This is a genomic window from Pseudodesulfovibrio profundus, from assembly GCF_900217235.1.
In the GTDB taxonomy this organism is placed as follows: Bacteria; Desulfobacterota; Desulfovibrionia; order Desulfovibrionales; family Desulfovibrionaceae; genus Pseudodesulfovibrio; species Pseudodesulfovibrio profundus.
The window spans coordinates 1,405,123-1,428,442 of the sequence record NZ_LT907975.1 but is presented as its reverse complement, the minus strand read 5'-3'; the positions used below and the strand labels follow the sequence as shown (position 1 = coordinate 1,428,442).

At 51.6% G+C, this 23,320-nt stretch carries 19 protein-coding genes and 1 pseudogene; 4 read left to right on the top strand and 16 right to left on the bottom strand.

Going from position 1 to position 23,320, the window contains the following annotated elements:
• Positions 1-162 precede the first annotated feature (162 nt).
• The 10 genes and pseudogenes from DPRO_RS06840 to DPRO_RS06790 all read right to left on the bottom strand — a co-directional run bounded on the left by DPRO_RS06840 (position 163) and on the right by DPRO_RS06790 (position 10,765).
• Positions 163-2,160, bottom strand: coding sequence for a sensor histidine kinase (locus tag DPRO_RS06840; protein ID WP_097011373.1), 1,998 nt, complete (start codon positions 2,158-2,160; stop codon positions 163-165).
• A pseudogene (locus DPRO_RS06835) lies at positions 2,157-3,278 on the bottom strand (ABC transporter substrate-binding protein). Before DPRO_RS06835 ends, DPRO_RS06840 begins: the two are co-directional and overlap by 4 nt.
• A 233-nt stretch (positions 3,279-3,511) precedes the next feature.
• A complete protein-coding gene (locus tag DPRO_RS06825; protein WP_097011370.1) occupies positions 3,512-3,880 on the bottom strand; it encodes a hypothetical protein in 369 nt (122 codons plus the stop codon).
• Positions 3,881-3,951: 71 nt separating this feature from the next.
• Positions 3,952-4,848 carry a YitT family protein gene (locus DPRO_RS06820; protein ID WP_097013668.1) on the bottom strand — a complete coding sequence of 299 codons (897 nt, stop codon included), beginning with the start codon at positions 4,846-4,848 and terminating at the stop codon, positions 3,952-3,954.
• Positions 4,817-5,656: a putative beta-lysine N-acetyltransferase gene (gene ablB, locus DPRO_RS06815; RefSeq protein WP_097011369.1), complete on the bottom strand. Its 840-nt coding sequence runs from the start codon at positions 5,654-5,656 to the stop codon at positions 4,817-4,819. Before ablB ends, DPRO_RS06820 begins: the two co-directional genes overlap by 32 nt.
• Complete coding sequence (gene kamA, locus DPRO_RS06810) at positions 5,646-6,965, bottom strand: lysine 2,3-aminomutase (RefSeq protein ID WP_097011368.1); 1,320 nt, start codon at positions 6,963-6,965, stop codon at positions 5,646-5,648. The genes ablB and kamA overlap by 11 nt, the downstream gene beginning before the upstream one ends.
• 13 nt (positions 6,966-6,978) lie before the next feature.
• On the bottom strand, positions 6,979-7,716 hold the full coding sequence (locus DPRO_RS06805) for an amino acid ABC transporter ATP-binding protein (protein WP_097011367.1): 738 nt from the start codon (positions 7,714-7,716) through the stop codon (positions 6,979-6,981).
• A 2-nt stretch (positions 7,717-7,718) separates the two neighbouring features.
• Positions 7,719-8,381 (bottom strand): amino acid ABC transporter permease, encoded by a 663-nt coding sequence (locus DPRO_RS06800; RefSeq protein WP_097011366.1) that lies wholly within the window; start codon positions 8,379-8,381, stop codon positions 7,719-7,721.
• Positions 8,382-8,457: 76 nt separating this feature from the next.
• Positions 8,458-9,243, bottom strand: a complete 786-nt coding sequence (locus DPRO_RS06795; RefSeq protein ID WP_097011365.1) for an ABC transporter substrate-binding protein — start codon at positions 9,241-9,243, stop codon at positions 8,458-8,460.
• A 307-nt stretch (positions 9,244-9,550) separates the two neighbouring features.
• Complete coding sequence (locus DPRO_RS06790) at positions 9,551-10,765, bottom strand: LuxR C-terminal-related transcriptional regulator (RefSeq protein WP_097011364.1); 1,215 nt, start codon at positions 10,763-10,765, stop codon at positions 9,551-9,553.
• Between the two features lie 390 nt (positions 10,766-11,155).
• Between DPRO_RS06790 and DPRO_RS19960 the strand changes: the two genes are divergently transcribed.
• Positions 11,156-14,047 carry an ABC transporter substrate binding protein gene (locus tag DPRO_RS19960; RefSeq protein WP_162291152.1) on the top strand — a complete coding sequence of 964 codons (2,892 nt, stop codon included), beginning with the start codon at positions 11,156-11,158 and terminating at the stop codon, positions 14,045-14,047.
• A 69-nt stretch (positions 14,048-14,116) separates the two neighbouring features.
• Here DPRO_RS19960 and DPRO_RS06780 read toward each other — a convergent pair whose 3' ends face one another.
• The 3 genes from DPRO_RS06780 to glnH form a co-directional block, all read right to left on the bottom strand.
• Positions 14,117-14,848: an amino acid ABC transporter ATP-binding protein gene (locus DPRO_RS06780; RefSeq protein ID WP_097011363.1), complete on the bottom strand. Its 732-nt coding sequence runs from the start codon at positions 14,846-14,848 to the stop codon at positions 14,117-14,119.
• Positions 14,849-14,857: 9 nt separating this feature from the next.
• A complete protein-coding gene (locus DPRO_RS06775; RefSeq protein ID WP_097011362.1) occupies positions 14,858-15,526 on the bottom strand; it encodes an amino acid ABC transporter permease in 669 nt (222 codons plus the stop codon).
• 75 nt (positions 15,527-15,601) lie between these two features.
• Complete coding sequence (gene glnH, locus DPRO_RS06770) at positions 15,602-16,348, bottom strand: glutamine ABC transporter substrate-binding protein GlnH (RefSeq protein WP_097011361.1); 747 nt, start codon at positions 16,346-16,348, stop codon at positions 15,602-15,604.
• Between the two features lie 544 nt (positions 16,349-16,892).
• Between glnH and DPRO_RS20460 the strand changes: the two genes are divergently transcribed.
• Both DPRO_RS20460 and DPRO_RS20455 read left to right on the top strand, forming a co-directional pair.
• Positions 16,893-17,741, top strand: a complete 849-nt coding sequence (locus tag DPRO_RS20460) for a sigma-54-dependent transcriptional regulator (RefSeq protein WP_232005732.1) — start codon at positions 16,893-16,895, stop codon at positions 17,739-17,741.
• An 18-nt stretch (positions 17,742-17,759) separates the two neighbouring features.
• Positions 17,760-18,314, top strand: coding sequence for an AAA-type ATPase lid domain-containing protein (locus DPRO_RS20455; protein ID WP_232005731.1), 555 nt, complete (start codon positions 17,760-17,762; stop codon positions 18,312-18,314).
• A 54-nt stretch (positions 18,315-18,368) separates the two neighbouring features.
• Here the strand turns inward: DPRO_RS20455 and DPRO_RS06760 are convergent.
• The 3 genes from DPRO_RS06760 to DPRO_RS06750 form a co-directional block, all read right to left on the bottom strand.
• Positions 18,369-19,600 (bottom strand): IS3 family transposase gene (locus DPRO_RS06760; RefSeq protein WP_097010824.1). Its coding sequence is split into 2 segments (ribosomal slippage): positions 18,369-19,246 and positions 19,246-19,600, totalling 1,233 coding nucleotides; the frame shifts between segments, so codons are not numbered across the junction.
• Positions 19,601-19,698: 98 nt separating this feature from the next.
• A complete protein-coding gene (locus tag DPRO_RS06755; RefSeq protein WP_097011360.1) occupies positions 19,699-20,391 on the bottom strand; it encodes a GGDEF domain-containing protein in 693 nt (230 codons plus the stop codon).
• A gap of 74 nt (positions 20,392-20,465) precedes the next feature.
• Positions 20,466-22,085 (bottom strand): GGDEF domain-containing protein, encoded by a 1,620-nt coding sequence (locus DPRO_RS06750; protein ID WP_157917386.1) that lies wholly within the window; start codon positions 22,083-22,085, stop codon positions 20,466-20,468.
• A gap of 604 nt (positions 22,086-22,689) precedes the next feature.
• Between DPRO_RS06750 and DPRO_RS06745 the strand changes: the two genes are divergently transcribed.
• Entirely contained in the window at positions 22,690-23,211 is a 522-nt protein-coding gene (locus tag DPRO_RS06745) for a PilZ domain-containing protein (protein ID WP_097011358.1), read from the top strand.
• The last annotated feature ends 109 nt before the right edge of the window (positions 23,212-23,320 follow it).

The following is a 23,320-nucleotide window of genomic DNA, read 5'->3' as shown; positions in this document are numbered from 1 at the left end:
TTCTACCTCTGTTGCAGTTTAATCAAAGCTGCCTGTGGAGTTTGCATACTAACGTAGCCCACAATAAAGTTCGTGGGTATTATATCTGTACGGTGATTTAATTCTATTCTTCCGAAAAGGTGCAACTTGATGATTGCAAATGAATAATATCGCTCTGATATTCTACCGGACCGGAAGGTGGACTATGAATGTAGCCCCCTGTCCAGGAGTGGATTCGACCCAGATGGTACCGCGATAATGCTCCACTATCTGGCGGGATATGGACAACCCCAGTCCTGAGCCTTTGGGCTTTGCCAGTTCGTCGGATGTATTGGCTATCTGGTGGAACTTGTCGAAAATGGAATCGATATCCGCCGGAGCAATGCCCGCCCCTGTATCCTGAACACGGATTTCGATGACGTCTTCCTCAACGAGATTGCGTGCAGTGACCGTGACGCTTCCTTCTTCAGTAAACTTCATGGCGTTATGCAGGAGATTGCGGATAACCTGAAACAGCTTGTCAGGATCGATGACGATGTCCGGCATGGCGGGTTGTATATCGGTCTTCAGGCTGATCTTGCTATTCTGGAAATCGCCGGAAGCTGCGGAAATGACGTTTTCCACCACCTGGGTGGGGCTGGTGAGGGCGTCATTCCATGGCATTCGTCCTGATTCGATACGGGCCATGTCGAGTACGTCGTTGACCAGCCGTGACAGCCGTTCGCCCTCTCGACCTATGATGGTCAGGTTACTCTCAATGGCCTCGGCCTTGGTCATGGCGCTTGTCGAGTCGACGATAAACGGGTGGATATGACGCTTGAACTGTTTCAGGGTGATTTTGGCGAAGCCGAGGATGGACGTGAGGGGAGTGCGCAGTTCGTGGGAAACTGACGAGAGAAACGATGTTTTCAGCGTATCCAGTTCCTTGAGTCGAATGTTGGCCTTCTTCAGATCATTCGTCTGTCTGGTCAGCTCTTTTGTTCGTTCCTGTACCGTATCTTCCAGGCTTTTGTTGAGACTGGCGAGGCTTTTTTCGCTTTCGGTCAGGGCTTTGAGCATCTCTCGCTGCTTGGTTAAATCCTCGAATACACCACACAGCAGGTCCTTGTTGATTCGCAGAAGGTTGACCCGAACGTAGACGGTTTTCCGACCGCTGATGGAGGTGTAGTAGTTTTCGTAAAATGCGCTGCCGGTTTCTATGGCCTCCCGGACACATTCAACCACGCCCTTGTCCTGAACATCCCGAATCATATTGATGCCAAGGATATGCTCCATGCCTGGAGCACCCATTATGTCGGCAAAATGTTCATTGATTTCTACGATGGTGCCCTCATTGTCGAATAGCAGAATCCCCACGGGTGCCTGGCTGACAATCGTTCGAAAGCGGGCCTCGCTCTCTTCAAGCTCCAGTGCTTTTCTTTCCTTTTCTTCAAGTACTGTCTGCAATTGTGCGTTTTTGTGGTTCAGTTCCGTATAGGAGGCATAGAGGCGTTGAGACATGTCGTTAAATGTCTTGTACAGACGGGCAACTTCATCAGCCGGATTGGTGAGCGTTGCATGCGGGAGTGATGCTCCGGCGCGAGTGTCCTCCATGACGGATACCAACTCCTGTAATGGAGCGATGATGAATTTTCTGGTGCGCCAGCGGACCAGGACGAACATGCAGCCGATTGAAAGGGACAGCAGGCCGCCGAAAAACAAATAGTAGATGGCAATCTGGCGGTTTATTGCGCTCATGTCATAGGCAATCCACAGCCAGCCCAGCGACGATCCCATGGCTCGAATGGGTTTGACGAAAATCAGGCCGTTTTCGGCAGTCTGACAGTAGTGGCGGTCATGGGGATATTTTGGCTCCGCCAGTCTGGCCGGGGGGGTGAGTCCATCGATGGCAAATTCCAGCAAATGCCCTTGTTCATCGTACAGCGCCACTCCCAATACCTTGTGTGTATGGAGTATCTCGTTGAGCCGCAGGGTGATGGCGGCGTTCCGGTTTTCAAAGAGTTCGTTGGCCAGATTGTCGTTGTCGCGTCGGGCAATGGCATCCAGCGAAAAGCAGATAAGGTCCGTGCTGTTCTGGGTCATTGTCACCTGAATAGGGATGCCGATAGCCAGAAAAATAGCGGTTATGGCGAGCATGGTCGCCAGCAATGTGTTTTGGATCTTTGAAGATAAGCTGGTCATTGTCGTGGCGATATCTTTTTTACAAAGAGATTTTTCTTTCCAGAAATACTCAAAATAACGATTGATTTTCTTGGGTTGCGGAGTCCTCCGAAGGTGATATTGCCGGTCACGCCGGGAAAGTTCTCCGTTTGCTCCAAAGCGTCCCTGATGGCGTCGGGATGACTTGAACCAGCCCGTCGAATGGCGTCGACAATCAACGAAAGGGCGTCGTATGCCAGAGGGTTGCCTGCATCGATGTGCTGCATGGCTGCCGGGCCGAGCTCTTTTTGGATGTAAGCCACAAAGGCCTTGCTTGCCGAAGATTCGTCGGACGGATGCCAATGGGAAACGTAATAGTTTTCTCCCTTCAACTCGCCGATGTACGGATACTGTTCAAGAGCTGTCCATCCATCTCCGCCAAGAAAAGGCATGGCAAGTCCCATTTTTCGGGCCTGTACCAATATCATCCCTGAATCCCGAGCAAATCCGGGAGTGAAAACAAGGTCAGGGGCCGCTTCTCTTATCGTTGCCAGTTGTTGCGAAAAATCCATGGAACTGAGCAGGTAGGATTCCTTCAACAGAACTCTGCCTCCCAATTCGCGAAACGCTTTTTGGAAGACCGCTGCAAGGTCTTCGCTGTATTCATCGCCTGCAATGACCATAATGGCTGCTGTTCGGGCCGAGAGATCGTCTGTTGCGAACTGGGCCAGCGCTTCAGCCTGGGTGCTATTGGTATAGCAAGCCCGGAAAATATAGTTGCCGACCTCTGTGACGCGTGGAGCAGTCGTCGTAGCGCCCACCATGGGAATACCGGCGGTTTGAAGAACAGGGGCCATGATCATGGCATGTGAACTTCAGGACGGTCCCACAACAGCAGATACTTTCATCTCCACCGCCTTTCTGGCAGCCTGATAAGAGCCTATTGCCGTGCTCTTGTTATCTATTTCCATGAGTTTGATTGGTCGTCCCAATACACCTCCCTGCTCGTTGACAGCCTTGGCAGCCAGTCTCGCCATGAGATAGTTGGGCGAATTTTCCTCGGATGCCAATCCCGTATGGGCAAAGATGGATGCGATCAAAATGGGTTCTTCTGCGGCCCGTGCCGAAAGGGGACAAACCCCTGTCAGAAGACATATCATGCATAGCACCAGTGCAGATTGGAACAATCCGTTCATGCGGAAACCCTTTTTAAAGATGAATCATCGGCTCATAGCATGGATTACTATTTGCGTAAACGCGGTTATAGGGAAGGAGCCACAGCTCTTGGGACTTTTGCTGCTTAAATAAAAAATGCGAATGTTGCCCATGATGTATGGGACAGGGGAGGGGGAGTGGGTATAAAAAAACCGACCCGCTAACGGGCCGGTTTCGATTAATTCTCTTTGGACTGCTCATCCACTTTGCGAATCAGGAGTCGGATTGCTTCGATCCAATCCATGTAGCGTTCAATCTCAATGGGCTTTTCGCCCAGATTGTTGATCCACCACTGCTGAAATGCCCGGTAGTCCTCCCGCTTTTCCAGTTCGCGCAGGACAATGGCTGAATCCGAGGCTTTTGGCATGGGCCCCAGAGCCAGGGTGATGTCCTGCGCATGCGCAGTTTGCGCCCATTTCAAAGCTTCGGTCATTACCTTGAGCCTGAAGGGTGCATTATCATCGGCTTCGGCCACAGGCAAACTCGCGACGATCTCTGCAAGCAGTGTTTCATCTTTCAATCGATTATTCAGCTGTCCGTCATTCATATTCCAGGCTCCTTGATTCTTTGCATCATTCTAAAGGATTTATTCCTGCGATGCCATAACTCTCAGCCTGGCTAGTAGATTTTTCTTCTGGAAAAACTCGAACCGATAACCGAGAACGTGTTTTCCACTATGAACAGCGCATTTTCATCGTGATTGAAGGTGATTTCTTCAAGCTTCTTGAGCTGCAGGTTGTTGACCACAGTCATCAGTACATTACGTTCCTGCCGCGAGTATGCCCCAAATCCCTTGAGAAACGTGGCGCTCTGCCGCAATTGGTATAAAATGTCATCGCTTATCTCGTCCGCCTTGTTGGAGACGATGAAGACGACCTTCCTCTGGTTGAAGAGGGAAAGCGTCTGCTCCACCAATACCGACGTAATGAAGGCCATGATCAGAGATGCGATCACAAGGTCTGGTGACAGACGGTACAAACTGAAGCTGAACAGCAGGGCATTGAACATCAGGTAGATACGCCCGATGCCAATATTATACCGTTGATAAAGGTAAACTGCCACCACATCGAGACCGCCGTTGGACCCCAGAGAACGCAGCACGAGACCGGCTCCGAAACCGGTTATTACACCACTGGCAATGGCTGCATACAGTTCGTTTTGCACCGGTATCGTCACCGGTATCATTTCATAGAATACCGTGGTGGATGCGATGCTGTATAGGCTGTACAGGAAGAATCGCCGACTGACCTTGAACCATGCGAAGATGAAAAGAGGGGCGTTGAACAGAAAGTTCAACCAGCCTGGCGACAGCCAATCCGTCATATAGTAGATCAGCGCCGCCAGGCCGAAAACTCCAGCCGGAATGAACCCGTGAGGTACAGCTATTCCCTTGATGGCAATGGTGACAATCAGGGTGCCGACAGTGATAAGCAGTAAGTTCCACCAGGTCGAATAGTAGAAGTCGAGGCGAAACTGTGGTCCTTTACCTAGTTCCGATCTGCTTGTGCCAGACATTCATGCTCTCCAGTTTCCCGGCAATTTGTGTGTTGTTGTGCAGGGTGCCGCCAAAGGTGTATCCGCATCGGGAGAAGACGATGTTCATCCCGAAGCTTTCCGCTCTGGCGATGGTGTACAACGTGTGTATGTCGAGATCGGCCAGCGCATCCTCCATGTGATACAGCAGATGTGTGGCAGCGCCATTGCCCCGATACTCGGGCAGGGTGGCGAAGTCCGTCATCTCGGCACACTGCCAGTCGGTATCCATTTCCGCGGAAGCAGCCGCTACCAGTTTGTCTTCGGAGTAAATGCCGAAGAAGACGGTCTCATCTTCCATGCACTCGCGGACAAAGTTCGGGTCGTGCATGGGAAACGGGTATGTCTCGAAGACCGTATCGTACAGAGCAGCCAGGGCTTCCACATCGCCCAGTCGAAGCCGTTCGATTCGCACTTCGCTGCCCGAGGGCGCAGGAACGGTGTCCTGCCCCTCGGCACAGTTGAGTACTTCCGAGATGCGGGTGATGTTGCCCGGAACCGATCGGTCCTGATCCAGATATTTGCACATGAACAGGCCTGCGGATTCTCCCTTGTACATGTTGGGAACCCGGGCTTCGTCCACGAACCCATACTTGGTGAAGTGGGGTGCAGCATCAGCCGAAACCTTGGCAAAGAGCTTGGTATAGCCATGCTGCCTGCCAAGATCGTACACTTTTCCGACGATATCGGGCAGGTCGTCATGACTGAGCTTCATCAGGTAGACGCGGTCGTTTGCCGGACCGTGCTGCACGATGGAGTTGTCAATTTTCTTGACCTGATCAGGCTGCATCGTCGTCCCCTCTCCTTTCGAGGCGATCTTTGTTTTCCGGGGTCAGGCTGGTGGTGTCGTCCCAATCGGACAACAGCTTCTGGATACCTACAGCCTTTTCCTCGGCATCTTCCTCCTTGAGCTGGAGGTTGCACGAGGAGCATTCCCGGTCACAATAGTTCGGCTCGTAGGATGCCGGTTCATTGTAGGTCGTGATAACACCTTCGTAGTTTCTGAGAACCACTTTATTGGTGCCCCACGAAACGATATAGTTGGGCATGACCGGTATTTTACCTCCGCCGCCAGGTGCATCGACCACATAGGTGGGAACCGAAAATCCACTGGTGTGTCCACGCAGACTTTCGATGATTTCGATACCCTTGCCGATGGGGGTGCGGAAGTGGGTCAGCCCTTCGGACAGGTCACACTGGTAAATGTAGTAGGGGCGAACCCTGTTTTTCACCAGCTTCTGGTTGAGAGTCTTGATGAGTCGCTGGCAGTCGTTAACACCGGCCAGCAGTACGCTCTGGTTACCCAGCGGGATACCTGCGTCAGCCATCCGCTGGAGAGCGCGGCGGGATGAGGCGGTCAATTCCCTCGGGTGATTGAAGTGGGTGTTGATCCAGACCGGATGGTGCTTTTTGAGCATGTTCACAAGGTCGTCGGTGATGCGGTAGGGCAATACCACGGGCATGCGCGTACCGATACGAACGACATCGACATGTTCAATTTCGCGAACCTTGGTCAGAATCCAGTCCAGCTTTTCATCCGAGAGCATGAGCGGGTCACCGCCGGACAGGAGCACGTCACGAATCTGTGGCGTATTCCGAATGTATTCCAGGCCTGCCTCCATGTCTCCCATTGTCGGGATGGAATCCGTGTCGCCCACCTTGCGCTTGCGCGTGCAGTGGCGGCAGTACATGGAGCAGGTGTTGCTTATGTGAAACAGGACCCTGTCAGGGTACCGGTGAGTAATGCCCGGTACCGGACTGTCCTCATCCTCGTGCAGAGGGTCGGACATGTCGTGACGTTCGATCCGCATCTCTTCGGCAGAGGGGAAGGATTGGTGGAAAATGGGATCATTTTCGTAATCCTCGGGATCGATCAGGGACAGATAATACGGGGTCACCGACATGGGAAACTTCCGCACGGTCTGCTCGAATATTCGTTTCTTCTTCTCTGGGAAGGTGACGCCGAGCACCCGTTCGAAATCATCGACAGTTTTAATGGAATGGCGAATGTGCCATTTCCAGTTGGTCCAGTCCGATTTAGACGCGCTTTCCCGAAGGGTTTCCGCGACTTCCTGTTGGTGTTCCGTGAATATTGGCAAAAGGTCTCCTTGGTTAGAGTATCTGACTCAGGAATTCCTGAGTCCGGGGCTCGGCAGGCATATCAAACATTGCCGACGGCGCATCCTTTTCGAGGATCACGCCCTCGTCCATGAAAGCCACGGTATCCGCGACTTCACGGGCGAACCCCATCTCGTGGGTTACGATCATCATGGTCATGCCGTCTTCGGCAAGTTCCTTCATGACGGTGAGCACCTCGCCCACCAACTCCGGGTCAAGTGCGGAGGTCGGTTCGTCAAAGAGCATGACATCCGGCTCCATGGCCAATGCCCGGGCAATGGCTACACGTTGTTTCTGTCCACCTGAAAGCAGGTTCGGGTAGGCGTCTTCCTTGTCGCTCAGGCCGACTTTCTCGAGGAACAATCGGCCGAGGTCCTTGGCATCTTTCTTCTTCATACCTCGGACTTGCGTCGGCCCTTCGATGACGTTGCCGAGCACTGTCATGTGCGGGAAGAGGTTGAAGTGTTGGAATACCATTCCGACACGGGCGCGCAGCTTGTTGATGCGCTTCTCGTCGCCGGTGACTTCCCACCCCTTGATCTTGACTGAGCCTTCCTGAAAGGTCTCCAGGTAGTTGACGCAACGGAGCAGGGTGGATTTTCCGGAGCCACTGGCTCCGATGACGCAGAGCACTTCCGAGTCCTCGACATCAAGGTCAATGCCTTTGAGAACGTGATTGTCTCCAAACCACTTGTTCAGGCCGGATATTTCAATAACTGGATCTTGATTCATTATTATGCCGGTTGGTTGTCCACATCGAGTCGGGCTTCGATCATGCGGAAGGTTTTGCTGAATATTGCAGTGTACAGCAGGTAGAAAAGGGCGGCGATGAACAGCATTTCCATCATCATGAAGTTGGAAGAAGCCAATTGCTGGGACTTCAGCAGCAACTCGTTGATGGTGATGGTGCTGGCGAGCGACGAGTCTTTCAGTGCGATAATGAACTGGTTACCCAGCGAAGGGATCGCCCGTTTGAACGCCTGCGGAAGCACGATGCGAAGCATGGCGCGTTGGTACGGCATACCCAGGCTTCGTGCTGCTTCCATCTGTCCTTCGGAAATGGAAACAATGGCGCCGCGGAAAATCTCAGCGATATATGCGCCGTTGTGGATACCGAGCGCAAGAACGGCCGAAGTCAAAGCATCGAGACCGGCCACGCTGCGCAGTCCGAAGTAAATGAAGAGCAACTGCAACAGCAGCGGTGTACCGCGAATGATGTATATATATGCTCGTGCTGGTAAATTGAGCAGTCGTCTTTCCGAAATGCGGAGAAACGACGTCCCAAGCCCCAGGCCGAGGCCCAGGATAATACCCAGCGTCGTGACCTTGATGGTCATCCATGCTGCGGGAAGGAAATAAGGTAGGTACTTGGCGAGTACCGTATAATCAAAGTACATGTTCCTGTCCTGTGAAAGAATATTGAATGGCGCGGCGCCTCCCCCATGAAACGCCGCGCCATGAAAGGGTGTTTCGTTACTTGACGGTTACGTCTGTGTTGAGCCACTTGCGGCTGAACTCGGAAAGCGTGCCGTCTTCGTGCATTGCATTGAGGACCTTGTTGACTTCCTGAAGCAGGGTGTCGTCGCCCTGGCGGAATGCAACAGCAATGTCTTCACCGCGCAACGGCATTCCCAGCAGGCTGATGTCGAACTTGCCGCTGTTCTTGGCGTTAACGCCGACAACACGGTCGGTGATGACGCCATCAACAACGCCGCTATCCAGTTCGGTCAGTGTATGGGTATCATCCTTGTACAGCTTGATGTCGCCTGCGCCGAGCTTCTCAGCATCCTTGGCAAAGGTGGTACCGGTCACGACACCGATGGTCTTGCCTTTCAGGTCGGCGGGGGCTGTATACGGGCTGCCTTTCTTGATGATCATCTGTGCGCCAGAGTAGTAGTAGGGCGTGGAAAAGTTGACGACTTCAAGGCGTTGTTCGGTGACGGCCATACTACCCAGAATGCCGTCGTAAGCGCCGGAGCGAAGTCCTTCGATGATGCCACTCCACTCGGTGGTGACTGGCTTGAGTTCAACGCCGATACGGGTTGCCACTTCCCTGGCAACATCCACGTCGAAACCGACCAGCTCATTACTGTCGTTGTAGAAGTTGAAAGGCGGATACCCACCGCTCATGGCGAAGCTGATCTCACCTTTGTCTTTGACGCGGGTGAGGGAATCCACCTCTTCGTCAGAACAACCAGCAAGGGCAAAAATACAGACCGTGACCGCGAGAACGGCCAGCATACGAATAGCTTTTTTCATGATGTCTCCTATGGGATTATGAGATAGCAGTTGCGAGGCATGGTTATGAATTGTCCACGCTTCAGATGGGTGTTGTTCACCTGTACTCCTTTTGAGGAAACGATGAATAGTCCGAGTATCAAAACAGCCATAACTGGTATGGCGACAAGGACAAGGTCAGCAATATGCGTAAAACACCATTTGTTTTCGATACTCATGTTGCTTTGGGTGTGGTTGAAATTGCTTTCGGGAGTATGAAAGCAGGATTAACCATACCCTGCAAGGGGGCTGGTAGGGTATGTTTCGGGTACTCAGGTATACCCGAAATCTAAATCAGGGAGGGTTTTTGACGAAGGTAGCTGAAAAGGGAGACTTTTTTGCCCTGGAGGTCGAGTTTTCGCCTGATGTTCTTGCGGTGGGTCTGCACGGTCTCAAATGACATGTTGAGCAGATTGGCGATTTCCTTGCCGCTACGACCAAGCTGAATCAACTGACAGACTTCCATTTCACGCGGGGAGAGTCGCAATAAGTCGGAGTCAAATTCACCTGATGGATCGTTGGCCATGTCCACCAGTTGATCTTCGATGACGGTCTTGTAGCTCTCGCGCACCTCGGCTGTGTCTGAATTCGTGATGCGCTCAAGGGCCGGAAGCATTTGTTTTTTTACCTGATCGGTCAGTTGCTCACGAAGCTCTTTGCGTTCCGCTTCCACTGACTGAATAACCTGTTTCAGGGCTATTTCCTTTTCCAGTACCTGTGCTTCTTTCTCCTGCAAATCTTCTTCGAGTTCCACGTGCGCAGTCAGGTCGTGCAGGTTCAACTGAAACAGTGCGTAGTTCTGGAAGGATATTTTGCGCAGGGTCACTTCAGCCGGGTATCCGTCGCCTTCGCCATCGATGGCAACGACGTTTTTGGTCCACCGTTCCTTGTTCTTCAGGACATGCATGGCGTTGCGCAACGGGGCGTGGAACCGTTTGCCGAAGAGAATTTTGCAGTCATTGCCAGTGAGGCGTTGTTCGGACCGGGCATTCTGTTTTTGCGCCGAGCGGTTGGCCGCCAGAATCATACCCGATTCATCGAGCAGAAAAGTGGAGTCCTTGGCCGCATCGAACAGGGCGTTGAACAAGGTGATGGAGTCGGACCATGCTGCGATATTGTCTTCTAGCCGTTCCTCGTAACTTTCGTACAAGACCTCCATGGGCCGGTTGTCCGTGGCAATAATAACAAACCCGCCATCACAGGGGAGTGCGGAAGACAACGGGATAATACGCAGCAGAAAGCTTCGTCCGTCACAGCAGGATATTTCATGGATACGTAACGGAGAGAAACGCTTGAGGGTGGCGTTCAGCGAGTCGGTTCCAAGAGCCAGGACTTCCCAGAACGGGGTGCCGACGCGGGGTGTTTCAGGGAGGTAACCAAGCTCCTGATCGTTACAATCCACGACAGTTCCCTGGGCATCCGTATACAGAATGACATCGTTCCACGCTTCCACAACATCGGCCGGATCGGCCAAGGAAATGAGTTCCATGTCTTCTGGATGCATTGAGTCTCCTGCGCAGATTATATCAATTGGGCGATCCTGCCCATCGTCCCTGATTCAGAGGGTAAGGGTAGGGGAACCGTATCGAAAGTCAACCGTATTTCCATGTACTTGGAAAATGGCTGAGTGGTGCGGATTATGCGCCACCGATATCTGATTTATCGATTGGGAACAGCATTATCATTGTTCATGCATCGGATAATTGGTAGTGTTGAGCTTAAATCGTGAAATAGGCAGGCACATGAAATGAGAAATAGTGACAAACTCTTACGGTGGATCCTTTCCATACTGATTGTAGTGTGGGTATGGCTCATTGGTTTGCCTGCTTCTGCCTCACAAAATGTCTTGATAATCCACTCGTACCATGAAGGGTTTGAATGGACGGACTCCATCATGAAGGGAGTGGATTCCATCTTCGGGCCTTTGGGCGGCACGGTGGAGACACATGTCGAATACATGGACTCCAAACGGCACACCATTGAAAGATCATACGAATTCCTCCGAAATACAATTCAATCCAAGTATCGCAACATCGCTTTCAATCTGATCGTGCTGTCCGACGATAACGCGCTTTCCTTTTATAAGGAGAACGTGGACCTGTTCGGAAGGACCCCGACTGTTTTTTGCGGGGTGAATCAGTTTTCTCCTGACATGATTGATGGGCTTCCCTGGGTAACTGGAGTTGTGGAGGCCGTCGATATACCTGGAACGATTCGTTTGGCCCGGAAGCTCATTCCCAGGCTAAGCGAGGTAGTGGTTATCACCGATGAAACACCAACTGGGAAAGCCAACCAGAAACTGTTGGCTGCAGCTATTCCCTTGTTTGAGGGAGAAATACTATTCACGACCATCTCAGGTGGTGACTTGTCCATGGAGGAGCTTAAAGAGGAGTTGCTCGATCTTTCTGCCGACACCGCTGTATTGGTGATGAACTTCCATAAGGATGAGGTCAGGTCGTACTACAATGAAGCGGATTATATAACACAAATAGTTCAGGCCTCCAGTCGTCCGGTCTTTGGATTATGGAAACACTACATGGACTACGGTGTGCTTGGCGGTAGTGTTGTGAATGGAATGTTGCAGGGACAGGAGGCCGCTCAGGTCGGAATGCGGTTGCTGGTTGGCGAGAAAATCTCGGAAATCCCTGTTAAGACCGACAGCCCCAACCGTACGATGATTAATTACAGTGCTTTTTCCCGGTATGGGCTCTCCGAATCCAATATTCCTGAAAATGCTATTGTTGTCGGAAAACCTGACACGCTTTATGAGCGGTACACGCTCGTATTCTGGGTGGGCCTTGTGGCTGTGGTTTTGCAGACGATTGCGATCATCTATCTTCTGGTCATGCGTGGGGCCCGGCGTGCTGCGGAGCGCAACCTCCATAAAACGGAGCAAAGGTTCCGGCTCATGGCCGAAAATATGCCTGTTCTTATCCATGCCCACGATGAGTCCGGGCTGATTATCTACTGGAATGCAACATGCGAACGTGTTTTGGGATGGACGAATGAAGATATCATCGGCAACCCGGATTTCCTGAACTGCTTGTACCCGGAGCCGGATTTGCAGGATCGTGTCCGTCGGATTCACCTCGGAGAAATGAGCTACGGTGATTTGGAGTTGCCGGTCAGGACCAAAAATGGCGGCAAGCGACTCATTCAATGGATCGATGCTACCCAGTACGTGGCCGTCCCCGGTTGGACCTCCTGGGAAATCGGCGTGGACAACACCGAGCGACATATTGCCGAATCGAAGTTGCGGGATAGTGAACAGCGGCATCGCGTGATTTTCGAGAAATCTCCGATGGGTATGATCCGATTCAGCAAGGAAGGCGTCATACTGGATTGCAACGAGCACTTTGCTGAACTCATGGGGGCGCCGGTAGAACAACTTATCGGGTTCAACTCCGCAAAGCACAGTACCCCGGCAATGCGGGCCGTGCTGAAAAGGGCGTTGGCAGGTGAAAGTACCTCCTTTGAAGATTACTATGTATCTGTGAGCGGCGGGAAAAAGACGTACCTGAACGTACAGTTTAACCCTGTTGAAGATGGTGTCTCCCCCACAGAAGTCATTGCTACGCTTTGGGATGCTTCCGAACGAAAGGCTGCGCAGGACGAGCTACGCAAGGCCAAGGATCAGGCAGAGCGTTTCAGCCGGTCCAAGAGTGAGTTCCTGACGAATATGAGCCATGAAATCAGGACGCCGCTCAATGGTATTCTCGGCATGCTTCAACTCATGGAGACAACTGGACTGAACAGCGAGCAGCATGAGTATGTGGACGCTGCTGTTCGCTCCTCCGAACGTCTGGCCAATCTGCTCGCCGATATCCTCGATCTGTCCAGAGTGGAGGCGGGGAAGCTGATCATTCAGTACAGCCCGTTCAGTCTTCGGGATTCATTACAGCAGATATGCGACATGTACAGACTGACCGGCGAGCACCGTGCTGTTCGTTTGGAATGCCGGATTGACGAGTCGCTACCGCAGTTTGTCCAGGGAGATGCGATCCGTTTGCAGCAGGTCCTGACAAATCTTGTCGGTAATGCGTACAAATTTACCGAAAAAGGAAGCATCAGCCTTGAGGCGTATGTCCAGGGCAGGATGGACTACGGTGAGTGCAGGGTGTTGTTCACGGTTGCCGATACGGGTATCGGCATACCGGACGACAAGATCGAATCGTTGTTCGAGTCGTTTACGCAGGTCAGTGAAGGGTACACGCGTTCTTATCAAGGCGCCGGACTCGGGCTTGCCATCTGTAAACGGCTTGTCGAGTTGATGAATGGCACCCTTGCTATCGATAGCGAGTTGGGGGTGGGGACCACGTTGTATGTTTCGCTCCCATTTGCCGTGGCCGAGCAGGAGGTAACCGTATCAGATACTGAGAGCGCACGCGGGCAGGGCAGCCAGTTATCGGGTCTTCGCATATTGCTGGCAGAAGATGAGCGGGTGAACAGTACGGTTACCAATCGTTTGCTTGAAAAGAGCGGTCACCATGTTGAGGTCGTGGAAAATGGCCGTCAAGCCATAGCCGCCTTGCAGGAAGACGCATTTGATGTGGTTTTGATGGACATTCAAATGCCGGTCATGGATGGAGTCGAAGCCACGAAAGCAATACGTGGAGGTCAGGCTGGAGACAGGGCCAAAGACATTCCCATTGTGGCTGTTACAGCATACGCCATGGTGGGGGATAGGGAAAAATTCATGGCAGAAGGCATGGATGGATACGTGGTCAAGCCGATTGAGATGGACAAGATGCAGGCGACCTTGGGGCTCATTTTGGGCGCCAAGTAGGGATTTCAACTATACGTAACAAAAAAGCCCCGGAGTGTATCCGGGGCTTTTTACGTATTGGGTCAGCTCTTAAATGTGGGAAACGACCTTGCCGAGGAAGTCCCGCAGGCGCGGATTCTCCGGGTTGGCGAAAAACGCTTCAGGTTCGGCATCCACCTGGACCTTGCCTTCGTCAATGAAGATGACGCGATCGGCGACTTCTTTGGCAAAGCCCATTTCATGAGTTACCACGATCATGGTCATGCCCTCGCGGGCGAGTTGCTTCATGACCTCAAGTACCTCACCGACCAGTTCGGGGTCGAGGGCCGATGTCGGCTCGTCGAACAGAATGGCCTTGGGCTGAAGAGCCAGAGAGCGGGCAATGGCCACGCGCTGTTTCTGCCCACCTGACAACTGTTCCGGGTAGCTGTTGGGTTTTTCCGCCAGTCCGACCTTGGCCAGAAGGTCCAATCCCAGTTTGTTGGCATCAGCTCTGGGTAAGCCGCGAACCTTGATCGGTCCGAGGGTCACGTTATCCAGGACCGTCATGTGCGGAAAAAGATTGAACTGCTGGAAAACCATTGTCGCTTCAGTGCGAACCATATTGATGTCGGTTTTCGGGTCCATGATGTCATAGCCGTCGACGATGATCGAGCCGGAGGTGGGCTCTTCCAACTTGTTGATACACCGCAGAACGGTTGATTTGCCGGAGCCTGACGGGCCGATGATGACGACCACCTCGCCGGACTCGACCTTAAGGTCGACCCCCTTGAGCACCATGAGGTCGCCAAAACTTTTATGCAGGTTCTTGATTTCTATCATTTCTCCCCTCTACTTGCCTTGGATGTGCATGCGCTTTTCAACGATCTTGAGAGCCTTGGCAATGGACATGGTCATGGCCAGGTAAACGAGACCACACGCCAGATACACTTCAAAGGATCGGAAGTTGACGGCCACGATCTCATCACCAGTACGCAGCAGTTCTCCGACACCAATGATCATGAGCAGTGAGGTGTCTTTCAAGCTGATGATGAACTGGTTGCCCAGGGGGGGAATCATGCGACGAAATGCCTGGGGCCAAACCACATAGCGCATGGTCTGAAAACGGGTCAGTCCAATGGAACGACCGGCTTCGGCCTGCCCTGAATTAATGGATTGAACAGCTCCACGCACGATCTCGGCTATGTAGGCACCCGAGTTGATCGCGATAACGATAATACCCGCCATCATGGCCGGTATGCGAATGCCAAGCGCCATGGGAACGCCGAAATAGAGGAACATGGCCTGCACCAGCATGGGGGTTCCTCGAATGGATTCGATATATATTCCAGCTATTTTACGTACGAGCATGTTGCGCGACAGCTTCATCATGCCCGTTACGGCACCGATGATGAAACCGAAGAACAGTCCTCCGATTGTCAAAATGATGGTGATCTTCGCTCCCCCCATGAGCAGGGGAATGGAGTCGATCACCACGGACGGTTCAAAATCAAAAGCCATAGATTCTTCCTGTTATAAAAACCACGGGGGCGGCAAAAGCCGCCCCCTGAGAATGGATTCAATTGTTACGGTAGGTTAGCGAGGCTCAACACCAAACCACTTCTTGTAGAGCTCGTTGTAGACACCATTGGCCTTGAGGGTCTTGAGAGCAGCGTTGACTTTGCCAACCAGCTCGGAACCCTTGGGGAAACCAATGCCGTAAGGCTGACCAGCATACAGGTCGCCGACGATTTTGACTTTGCCCTTGCCGCGCTTGGAAACGAAAGACTCGATGACAGGCTTGTCGAACATGACAGCGTCAACACCGCCGGTCAGCAGTTCCATGAACATGGCGTTATCGTTGGGGAAGAGTTTCACTTCTTTGGGAGTGGCGTTTTCCTTGAGGAATTCAACGCTGGTGGTACCCTGCTTGGTGGCGATGACCTTGCCGTCGAGGGACTTCAGGCCGTCAATGGAGTCGTCGTCAGCGCTGACGAGAAGAAGAAGACCGGAATCGTAGTAGCCGTCGGAAAAATCGATGACTTCACGGCGCTTTTCGGTGATGGACATACCGGCGATACCGGCGTCAAGCTGAGCAGACTGGAGACCCGGGACGATGCCTTTGAAGGCCATGGGCTGGAGCTTGTATTCGATGCCGATTTCCTTGGCGATGGCATCCCAGAGCTCGACGTCAAAACCGGTGTGTTTGCCGGTCTCAGGATCTTTGAATTCAAACGGGGGGAAGTTGGTGTCCGTGCCCACAGTCAGTGTACCGGCAAATGCGGTGCCGACCATGGAAAGAGCGATAGCCATAGCGATGAAAAGTGTAGTGATCCGTTTCATATAATTCTCCTTTCTGTGAGCTGCCGAGCAGCCGGACTGTGCATGAACGGGTACGAAGTCGCACCCATTGAAATCCGAAAAAGCGGGGTTTGCCCAATCATGAGCCTAACTCGTTACTTTTGCCTTCAAAACGGGAAAAAATCAAGCAAATGCTGTTTGAGCGAATGATCATGGCTGTTGAAGGAGGAATAGGGGGGATTGTTCTGATGTTATCAGTTTTAAGTTAATAGTTATGCCGTTTTTCTCGCGAGCAGATAACGAACTTTTTTCTGTGCGTGAAAGTATCTGATGGCCTAGTCGGGAAAAAGTCCGGAAAATACGGATTTTTTTATGACCATTTTTTATTCATTGTATTTAATTATTTAGGATAAATTCAAAGAGAGAGAAATCGTTGTAACAGCCAGTTTTATGAGAATCTCCTATGGACAAGATGATTTCTACCGGATAATTTAATTATAACTGTATCTATTGAGCATTGGTTTGTTCACGGATGCCAGATCAATGTTCTTTGGTGAGAAAACCCAAACGGATAGAAAGGATACACGTGGTTAAGATTCTGGTTATTGATGACGATCCCATGATCGGGCAGTTATTGAACCTGATGGCAGTGAAGAATGGTCAGCAGTGCGACTTTGTACTATCTGTAGCAGATGGTATTGACTATCTTCAGGTAAATCAGGTTGATGTCATCTTTCTTGATGTTCTGCTGCCCGACGGAAACGGGATTAATTCAATTCCGGAGTTATTGAATATTTCCCCGGACAGCCCCATTGTCATGCTGACGGGCGAATCCGGTACGGAGCATATCGAAAACGCTTTCAGGGCCGGTGCAACCGATTATCTCATCAAGCCGGTCAATATCGAGCGCTTCAGCAAGGTTGTCAGCAGCCTGATGCTGTTGAAGCAGCACAACCACACGGAAGAGATCGCCCGTGAGGAGATCATTGGTGAAAGTCCCAAGATATTGCAATGTATCGAGAAGGTAGCCCAGGCGGCTTCAGGTGATGCCAACGCCTTGATCGAAGGAGAAACCGGAACCGGCAAGGAACTCTTTGCCAAGGCCATTCACTCCAACAGTCGCAGGGCCAACAACAAGTATATCATTGTCGACTGTACCAATCTGCCTGTCAGCCTGGCGGAAAGCCTCCTGTTCGGTCACGAGCGCGGATCGTTCACCGGAGCTGAAAAGGCCAAGAAGGGGCTGTTCGAGCTTGCCCATAACGGTACTATCTTTCTTGATGAAATTGGTGATCTCGATCTATCCATCCAGAAGTCTCTCCTGCGTGTGTTGCAGGAAAAGAAGTTCCGTCCGCTGTCCACGTCGTATGAAGTGGAGAGCGACTTTCGGCTTGTAGCCGCCACCAACCGTGATCTACAGGCCATGGTTGACTAGGGAACCTTTCGCAAGGACTTGTATTTCCGGCTTCAGGCGTTTGTCATCAGCCTGCCGCCCCTTCGGGAGCGTGAGGGGGACATCCCCCGGCTGGTCGATCACTATCTGAAGATCATTTGCGAGGAGAAGGGGATCAAGTCGCTGGAAATCGGAACGGATTTCATGGCTGCATTGGAGGCATATGATTGGCCGGGTAATGTCCGGGAGCTGGTCAACGTTCTCCAACTTTCCGTGCACAAGGCGATGTTCGAGGAACAGTTGACCTTCTACCACTTGCCGCAACAATTGCGGATGTCCAAGGTAGTGCAGGATGTTTCCAATGACGCAAGCTCTTCTCGCGCCCCCAGTAATTCCAATCACTGCTTTACATTGCCACTGCAGCGATCGGATGGCAGCCTGCCCATGCTCAAGGAAGTACGGCGGAAGACCATACACGCCATGGAAGAGAATTACCTCAGCCAACTCCTCCTGCTGAGCGACAGCTCTGCCAAGATGGCATGCAAGCTTTCCGGTCTGTCTCGTGCTCGCTTGTACGAGTTGTTGAACAAGCACAATCTGGCGTTACGCAATTAGTAGGCAGTAATCTGAGCCGTCCTGAAATAGGTTGACGGTTTTTGAAGGTTTCAATCAGGCTGTGGGGCTAGCCCCACAGCCTGATTCGTGTACATCGTTTGGCGTTCTCATTCCTAGGCTGAGATGTGGCCGTTGTGAATTGTATATCTCAACGGATTCCCTCACCAGGGTATTGAGCTCTGCAAAGTCGTTGCATTTGGTGACCATGAACTCTTGCTTCAGAATTCCATTCATCCGTTCCGCCAAGGCATTTTGATAGCAGTCATAGCCATCTGTCATGGAAGGAACCATGCCGGATTCCTGGAGTTTTCTCTGGTAGACCGAAGAAGCGTATTGGAGTCCTCGATCTGAATGGTGAATTGTATTCACCCTCCTTCGCTTGTTTTCAACTGCCGCGTCCAGCGCTTTGGTTGTGCTTTCCGCACTGAGATCCCGGCTCACGTTGTATCCCATTATCTTCCGGCTGAATGCATCTGTCACCAGCGACAGATAGCATGTTTGCTCACGTGTATTCACGTAGGTAATGTCGCTTACGAACACCTGCTCAGGACATCTCGGTTGAACATCTTTCAACAAGTTGGGATGCTTTTTTAGCCAATGCTTCGAGTTGGTTGTCTTTGTATAGTTTTTCCGTCGCTTGATGAGCATATGCTCTCGCCGCAGCAGGGAAAACAACCCATCACGTCCGAGCCTGATTCCCTTTGCGGAAAATGCGTCCTTCAACAGGTGGTACAGCTTTCGAGTCCCAAGGCGGGGCATCCTGGTCCGCACGTTCAGGACCATGGCCTTTGCCTCCTGATACATGGCTTCCCGTGCATCATGGCGCTTTTCAGCCTGATACACGGACTGCCGACTGACCCCGAGCTGCCTGCAACAAGCAGACAAGCTTATTTGTCTTTCTCTCTGAAGACTTCGTGCAGCTCGGGGGTAAGCTTTTTTCTTATAGAAGTCCCAAACTCGCGGTCGGAAATCTCAATCATTTTATTGAGAAGCGCGGTCTTGATCTTTTCTTCCTCAAGCTCTTTCTCCAGCCGTTTGATCTTCTGGACCGGTGTTTCTCTGGCTTTTGGGTCTTTTCGGGAATGTACCATGGACTTGCTCCAATCAAGGGTGCCGTGCTTCCTGAGCCACTTCAGCACAGTGCTTCGCCCTTGAATACCATAAAGAGCCTGAGCCTGCTTGTACGTCATCTCGCCCTTTTCCACCTGTGCCACAACCGACAATTTAAAGGCCATCGTGTAATCGCGTTGGGTGCGTCTAACTCGCTGTTTGGATTTGTCTTCCATAAATAGGTCCTCTGGGTGTCAACCTATTTCAGGACGGGACAATCGTAAAAAAAAGGGGCGCACCAAATGATGCGCCCCTTTTCTGTTTGTCGGATTGCTTAACAGCAGTCAGCACAGGTTATGATCTTGTTACGCGGGGAGCGTTGGGCTTCCACATAGGCCTTGATCGAACCTTCCAGCAGTTGCTTGGAGGTCTTTATCTTGGACGAGGTGCCACAGATGCCAAAGGGGACTGTCGTACGTTGTCCGAGGCGTTGCTTCTTCAACTCCTCACTGATGGCCCGCTTGACGCGATTGGCGGCTACCTTTGCTCCGTCGGCATCGGTGCTGGGGAGCAGTATGGAGAAACGTCCATCCTTCATGGTGGAGAAAACATCACTGTTCCGGATGGTTCTTCCAACAGTTTCGATGAACAGGAGTTGAATCTCCTCGACACTTTTACCGAGTTGGTCGGCTGTCTCCTTGAGCGTATCAAAGGAGAAGACCATGAGAGCAACCGGCATCTCGTGTCGTTCGCTCTTGTTGCATTCCAGATTAAGGGCGTTGTAGAAAAATCGTTCGCTGTAGAGATTCAGTTCCGGGTCGGAGAGGGCGAGTGCTTCATTTTGTCGCTTCAGCCACCGGGTGACAAGAAGCACTGCTGCCAGAAAGAGAATGGAGTAGAAGAGAAGGGGAGTCGTGGTGGTCCAGGAAAGCCCATCCTGCAGGATGTGCATCCCTCCCCATCCGGCTACGAATATGACGGCCACTATGCCGTAGATCCAATCCTTGATTGCTGTCCGGTTTCGCATGGCGCACCCCCGGGGATTGAAAACGTTATGCCGCTCCAATGAATACGCGGCGTTAGATATTGCATAAGCGAGAGTTAACAGTTTTCTCTCTTATTCTTATACATTCTTGTATCAGCCAGGTCGAGTAATGCTTTTGGGTCTTCGGCGTCATCGGGATAAATCGAGTAGCCGATGGACGCGCCTACATGGAAGACCGTGCCATTGATCTCGCACGGTTTATGGATAATATCCTGTATCTTCTCCGCGATGGTCTCCACATCTTGCGGGTTGGAAACATCCGGAAGAATGAAGACAAATTCATCGCCGCCGAAGCGGGCCACCGTGTCGGACCCGCGGATCGAGTTGAGCAGGCGTTCACCCATGATTTGCAATAATTGATCCCCGGCAGAATGTCCGTAGTCGTCGTTGACAGCCTTGAACCCATCCAGGTCGAGCATCATTATGGCGAACTGGGAACCGTTGCGTTCAGAGCGTTTAGCCTCAAGGGAAAGACGTTCTTCAAACAGCAGTCGATTGGGCAACTGGGTCAGCCGGTCCTGATATGCCAGTTTGCGAATAGCTTCCTCGGCATTACGCTGGGCCGTGATGTCCTGAACCGAGAGGACGAATCCGGCAGTATGGGCACGCTGCTTGACTGTGCTGAGCCTGCATTGAATATATCGTTTGCCCTCATTGATCGTGATCCAATTGGCAAAGATCTGTTCTCCGTCCTCTTTCACCGTGTCGAGCATCGCGTTGAGTGACTGCTGCGATATGGCACAAGAATCGGTTACCGCCCAAATCTTGCTGCCAAGCCGTAACAGCTCCGGTTTTTGAATGAAGTCCAAAATAGCTTCATTAAAATAGATTATGTTGAGAAATTCATCCGTACCCACGATGCCGGTACGCAGCGTGTCGCTCAACACGGCGTCGAGTATCATGGATTCGCTCAGGGAAATGGGATTCATAGGTGCTGCTTCCGTGGAGTTCTCCTGAGTTATTTCAGCAGCACTGTTCAGGTAACGTCGCATTTTCTTGATGTCGGCAATACCCATGAGGCTGCCTGCCGAACTTATTATCGGTACCGGGCGTTCGGCATAAGAGGCGACCATATCGAGATCGTTGAGTGAAATTGGCTTGTTTTCAGTCAGCACATGCGACGGCTTGACTTCGTTGGCCAGTTCGGTGTTCCAGATATCACATCCCTTTTCAATAAGGCGGCTGATGTCTCTATCTGTAATGGTTCCCAACAATTCTCCCTGGTCGTCGATGACCAGAACCACGCTTCTCTGCTGAGAGAAAAGCTCTTTGTGGGCACCGTAGACGGAACGGGTAAGACTGAGGACAACGTGTCTGTTGTCGATCAGGTAGTCCTTTGCTCTGGTCAACGGAGCGGCTGTGGAGTTGAGCAGGCTTTCATGGACAGTGGTCCACCCGATAGGGCCGTCGGCGTTGTGGACGATGATGACCTTGTCGTTTTGGGCAACGATATCCATCAGGTCGTTCTCAACGATATCATCATCCTGCACATGGATGATGTCATTATTCAGGTGTTCCTGGATATTGGTGTCCATGTCGCCGTTGGATGATCGAAGAGTGTTAAGGTTGAATGCTCGATATGTGCCGTCAGCTACCGGAACAGGGACACTGAAAGTTCGCTTTTCCCGTGCCGAACTGAGGAGGTCGGGAAAGCCTGCCCCACGTCTTTTTGGCATGGGGTGAAGTGGCAATGATTTGAAACGTGCTGGCATTGGTCCTTTGGGTTTTACAGTTCCATGAATAGCACCGTTATGGCACATGCTTGAACGAAAAGACAATGATGAACCATCATTACTCGATTCGGCATAGCTGTATGTGTGCACTGAGTCCTCGCTGCCTGATCCCTTGTACAAAATCCCGATAGTATCGAAATGGTCCACGGTCGTGTTGTCCCTTTTCACCATCAAAAGCGGATTCACATAGTAATTGATAATACATAATCCATGCCAAACGATGGGCTGTCGCCAGGAGCGAGACCACGTGTTCGGCTAAACCGGATAATTCTTGATAATATGGACAGTTTGGATGGAATGTCCGTTGGCCCCGAAAGAGGCGGCAGGGGGAAATGTCGGCTTGTATCGGGTGGTTTGTGATGCGTCGAAATAAAAAATCCTATAAAATCAGTGTGTAAATAGAGTAGTTGTTCAGCTTTAGTATCAAATCATCCAGTTGGCATGTTTATGGCAGTACAGTTACGAACGGCTATCACCTTTGAAACATCGCCTGGGTGTCGTTTAATTTAATATGATGCATTCTTCATTCCGCAGGATGGTTAAGAATATGACTGATAAGATACGCGTATGTTTCGACATGGAAAATGATGACTTCCTTGCTCTTCAAGGAATGGCGGAAGTAGAGGATGTTGATTACACCCGCTACATTCAGGCTGTTGTGAGTCGTCACGTCCGGCTGCATGCGGATGAAAAGGAACAACTGAAGAAGGGCGATCGGCGGATTCATCCCAGAGTCGAACTGTCAATTCCTGCTGTCTCTTGTGTTAAGTTTTCCGACATGGAAATGCGGAGCTATCCGGTTGTCGTCGAAGATATCTCCAAGGGTGGTATACGCATCTCATTCAAGAGCGTGACACAGGAGCTGGCCCAGAAGATGGAAGACTCCTCCCACTTTGAAATCGTGTTCACTGTCCCGCGCCTTTCGCAGACCGTTTCCCTTTACTGTAAGCGTCTGCGCTACAATATGGACCAGGGTGTCACCATGGTTGGAGTGTACGAGGGCGACAACAGCGCACCTCTTTCGCTTATGAATGATATTTTTGAACATCCCCAAGCCTATCTTTCCTGATCGGTTCGCCTTTTGAAATCAGTACGTTGAGCGTCTGGATTCTCATTGTGTGAGGTCTTGGCGGCGTATATCATATCAGTTAGGCACACCGTGTCCTGGCTCCTCCTTT

Excerpts from the sequence above, each read along its gene's own strand:
- DPRO_RS06820 (WP_097013668.1), bottom strand. The coding sequence starts at position 4,848 with ATGTCTGGCACAAGCAGATCGGAACTAGGTAAAGGACCACAGTTTCGC.
- DPRO_RS06745 (WP_097011358.1), top strand. The coding sequence starts at position 22,690 with ATGACTGATAAGATACGCGTATGTTTCGACATGGAAAATGATGACTTC.
- glnH (WP_097011361.1), bottom strand. The coding sequence starts at position 16,348 with ATGAAACGGATCACTACACTTTTCATCGCTATGGCTATCGCTCTTTCC.
- DPRO_RS06755 (WP_097011360.1), bottom strand. The coding sequence starts at position 20,391 with ATGCGAAACCGGACAGCAATCAAGGATTGGATCTACGGCATAGTGGCC.
- DPRO_RS06795 (WP_097011365.1), bottom strand. The coding sequence starts at position 9,243 with ATGAAAAAAGCTATTCGTATGCTGGCCGTTCTCGCGGTCACGGTCTGT.
- DPRO_RS06775 (WP_097011362.1), bottom strand. The coding sequence starts at position 15,526 with ATGGCTTTTGATTTTGAACCGTCCGTGGTGATCGACTCCATTCCCCTG.
- DPRO_RS06805 (WP_097011367.1), bottom strand. The coding sequence starts at position 7,716 with ATGAATCAAGATCCAGTTATTGAAATATCCGGCCTGAACAAGTGGTTT.
- DPRO_RS06800 (WP_097011366.1), bottom strand. The coding sequence starts at position 8,381 with ATGTACTTTGATTATACGGTACTCGCCAAGTACCTACCTTATTTCCTT.
- DPRO_RS06780 (WP_097011363.1), bottom strand. The coding sequence starts at position 14,848 with ATGATAGAAATCAAGAACCTGCATAAAAGTTTTGGCGACCTCATGGTG.
- ablB (WP_097011369.1), bottom strand. The coding sequence starts at position 5,656 with ATGCAGCCTGATCAGGTCAAGAAAATTGACAACTCCATCGTGCAGCAC.
- DPRO_RS06750 (WP_157917386.1), bottom strand. The coding sequence starts at position 22,085 with ATGCCAAAAAGACGTGGGGCAGGCTTTCCCGACCTCCTCAGTTCGGCA.
- DPRO_RS19960 (WP_162291152.1), top strand. The coding sequence starts at position 11,156 with ATGAAGGGAGTGGATTCCATCTTCGGGCCTTTGGGCGGCACGGTGGAG.
- DPRO_RS06840 (WP_097011373.1), bottom strand. The coding sequence starts at position 2,160 with ATGACCAGCTTATCTTCAAAGATCCAAAACACATTGCTGGCGACCATG.
- DPRO_RS06790 (WP_097011364.1), bottom strand. The coding sequence starts at position 10,765 with ATGCATCCAGAAGACATGGAACTCATTTCCTTGGCCGATCCGGCCGAT.
- DPRO_RS06825 (WP_097011370.1), bottom strand. The coding sequence starts at position 3,880 with ATGAATGACGGACAGCTGAATAATCGATTGAAAGATGAAACACTGCTT.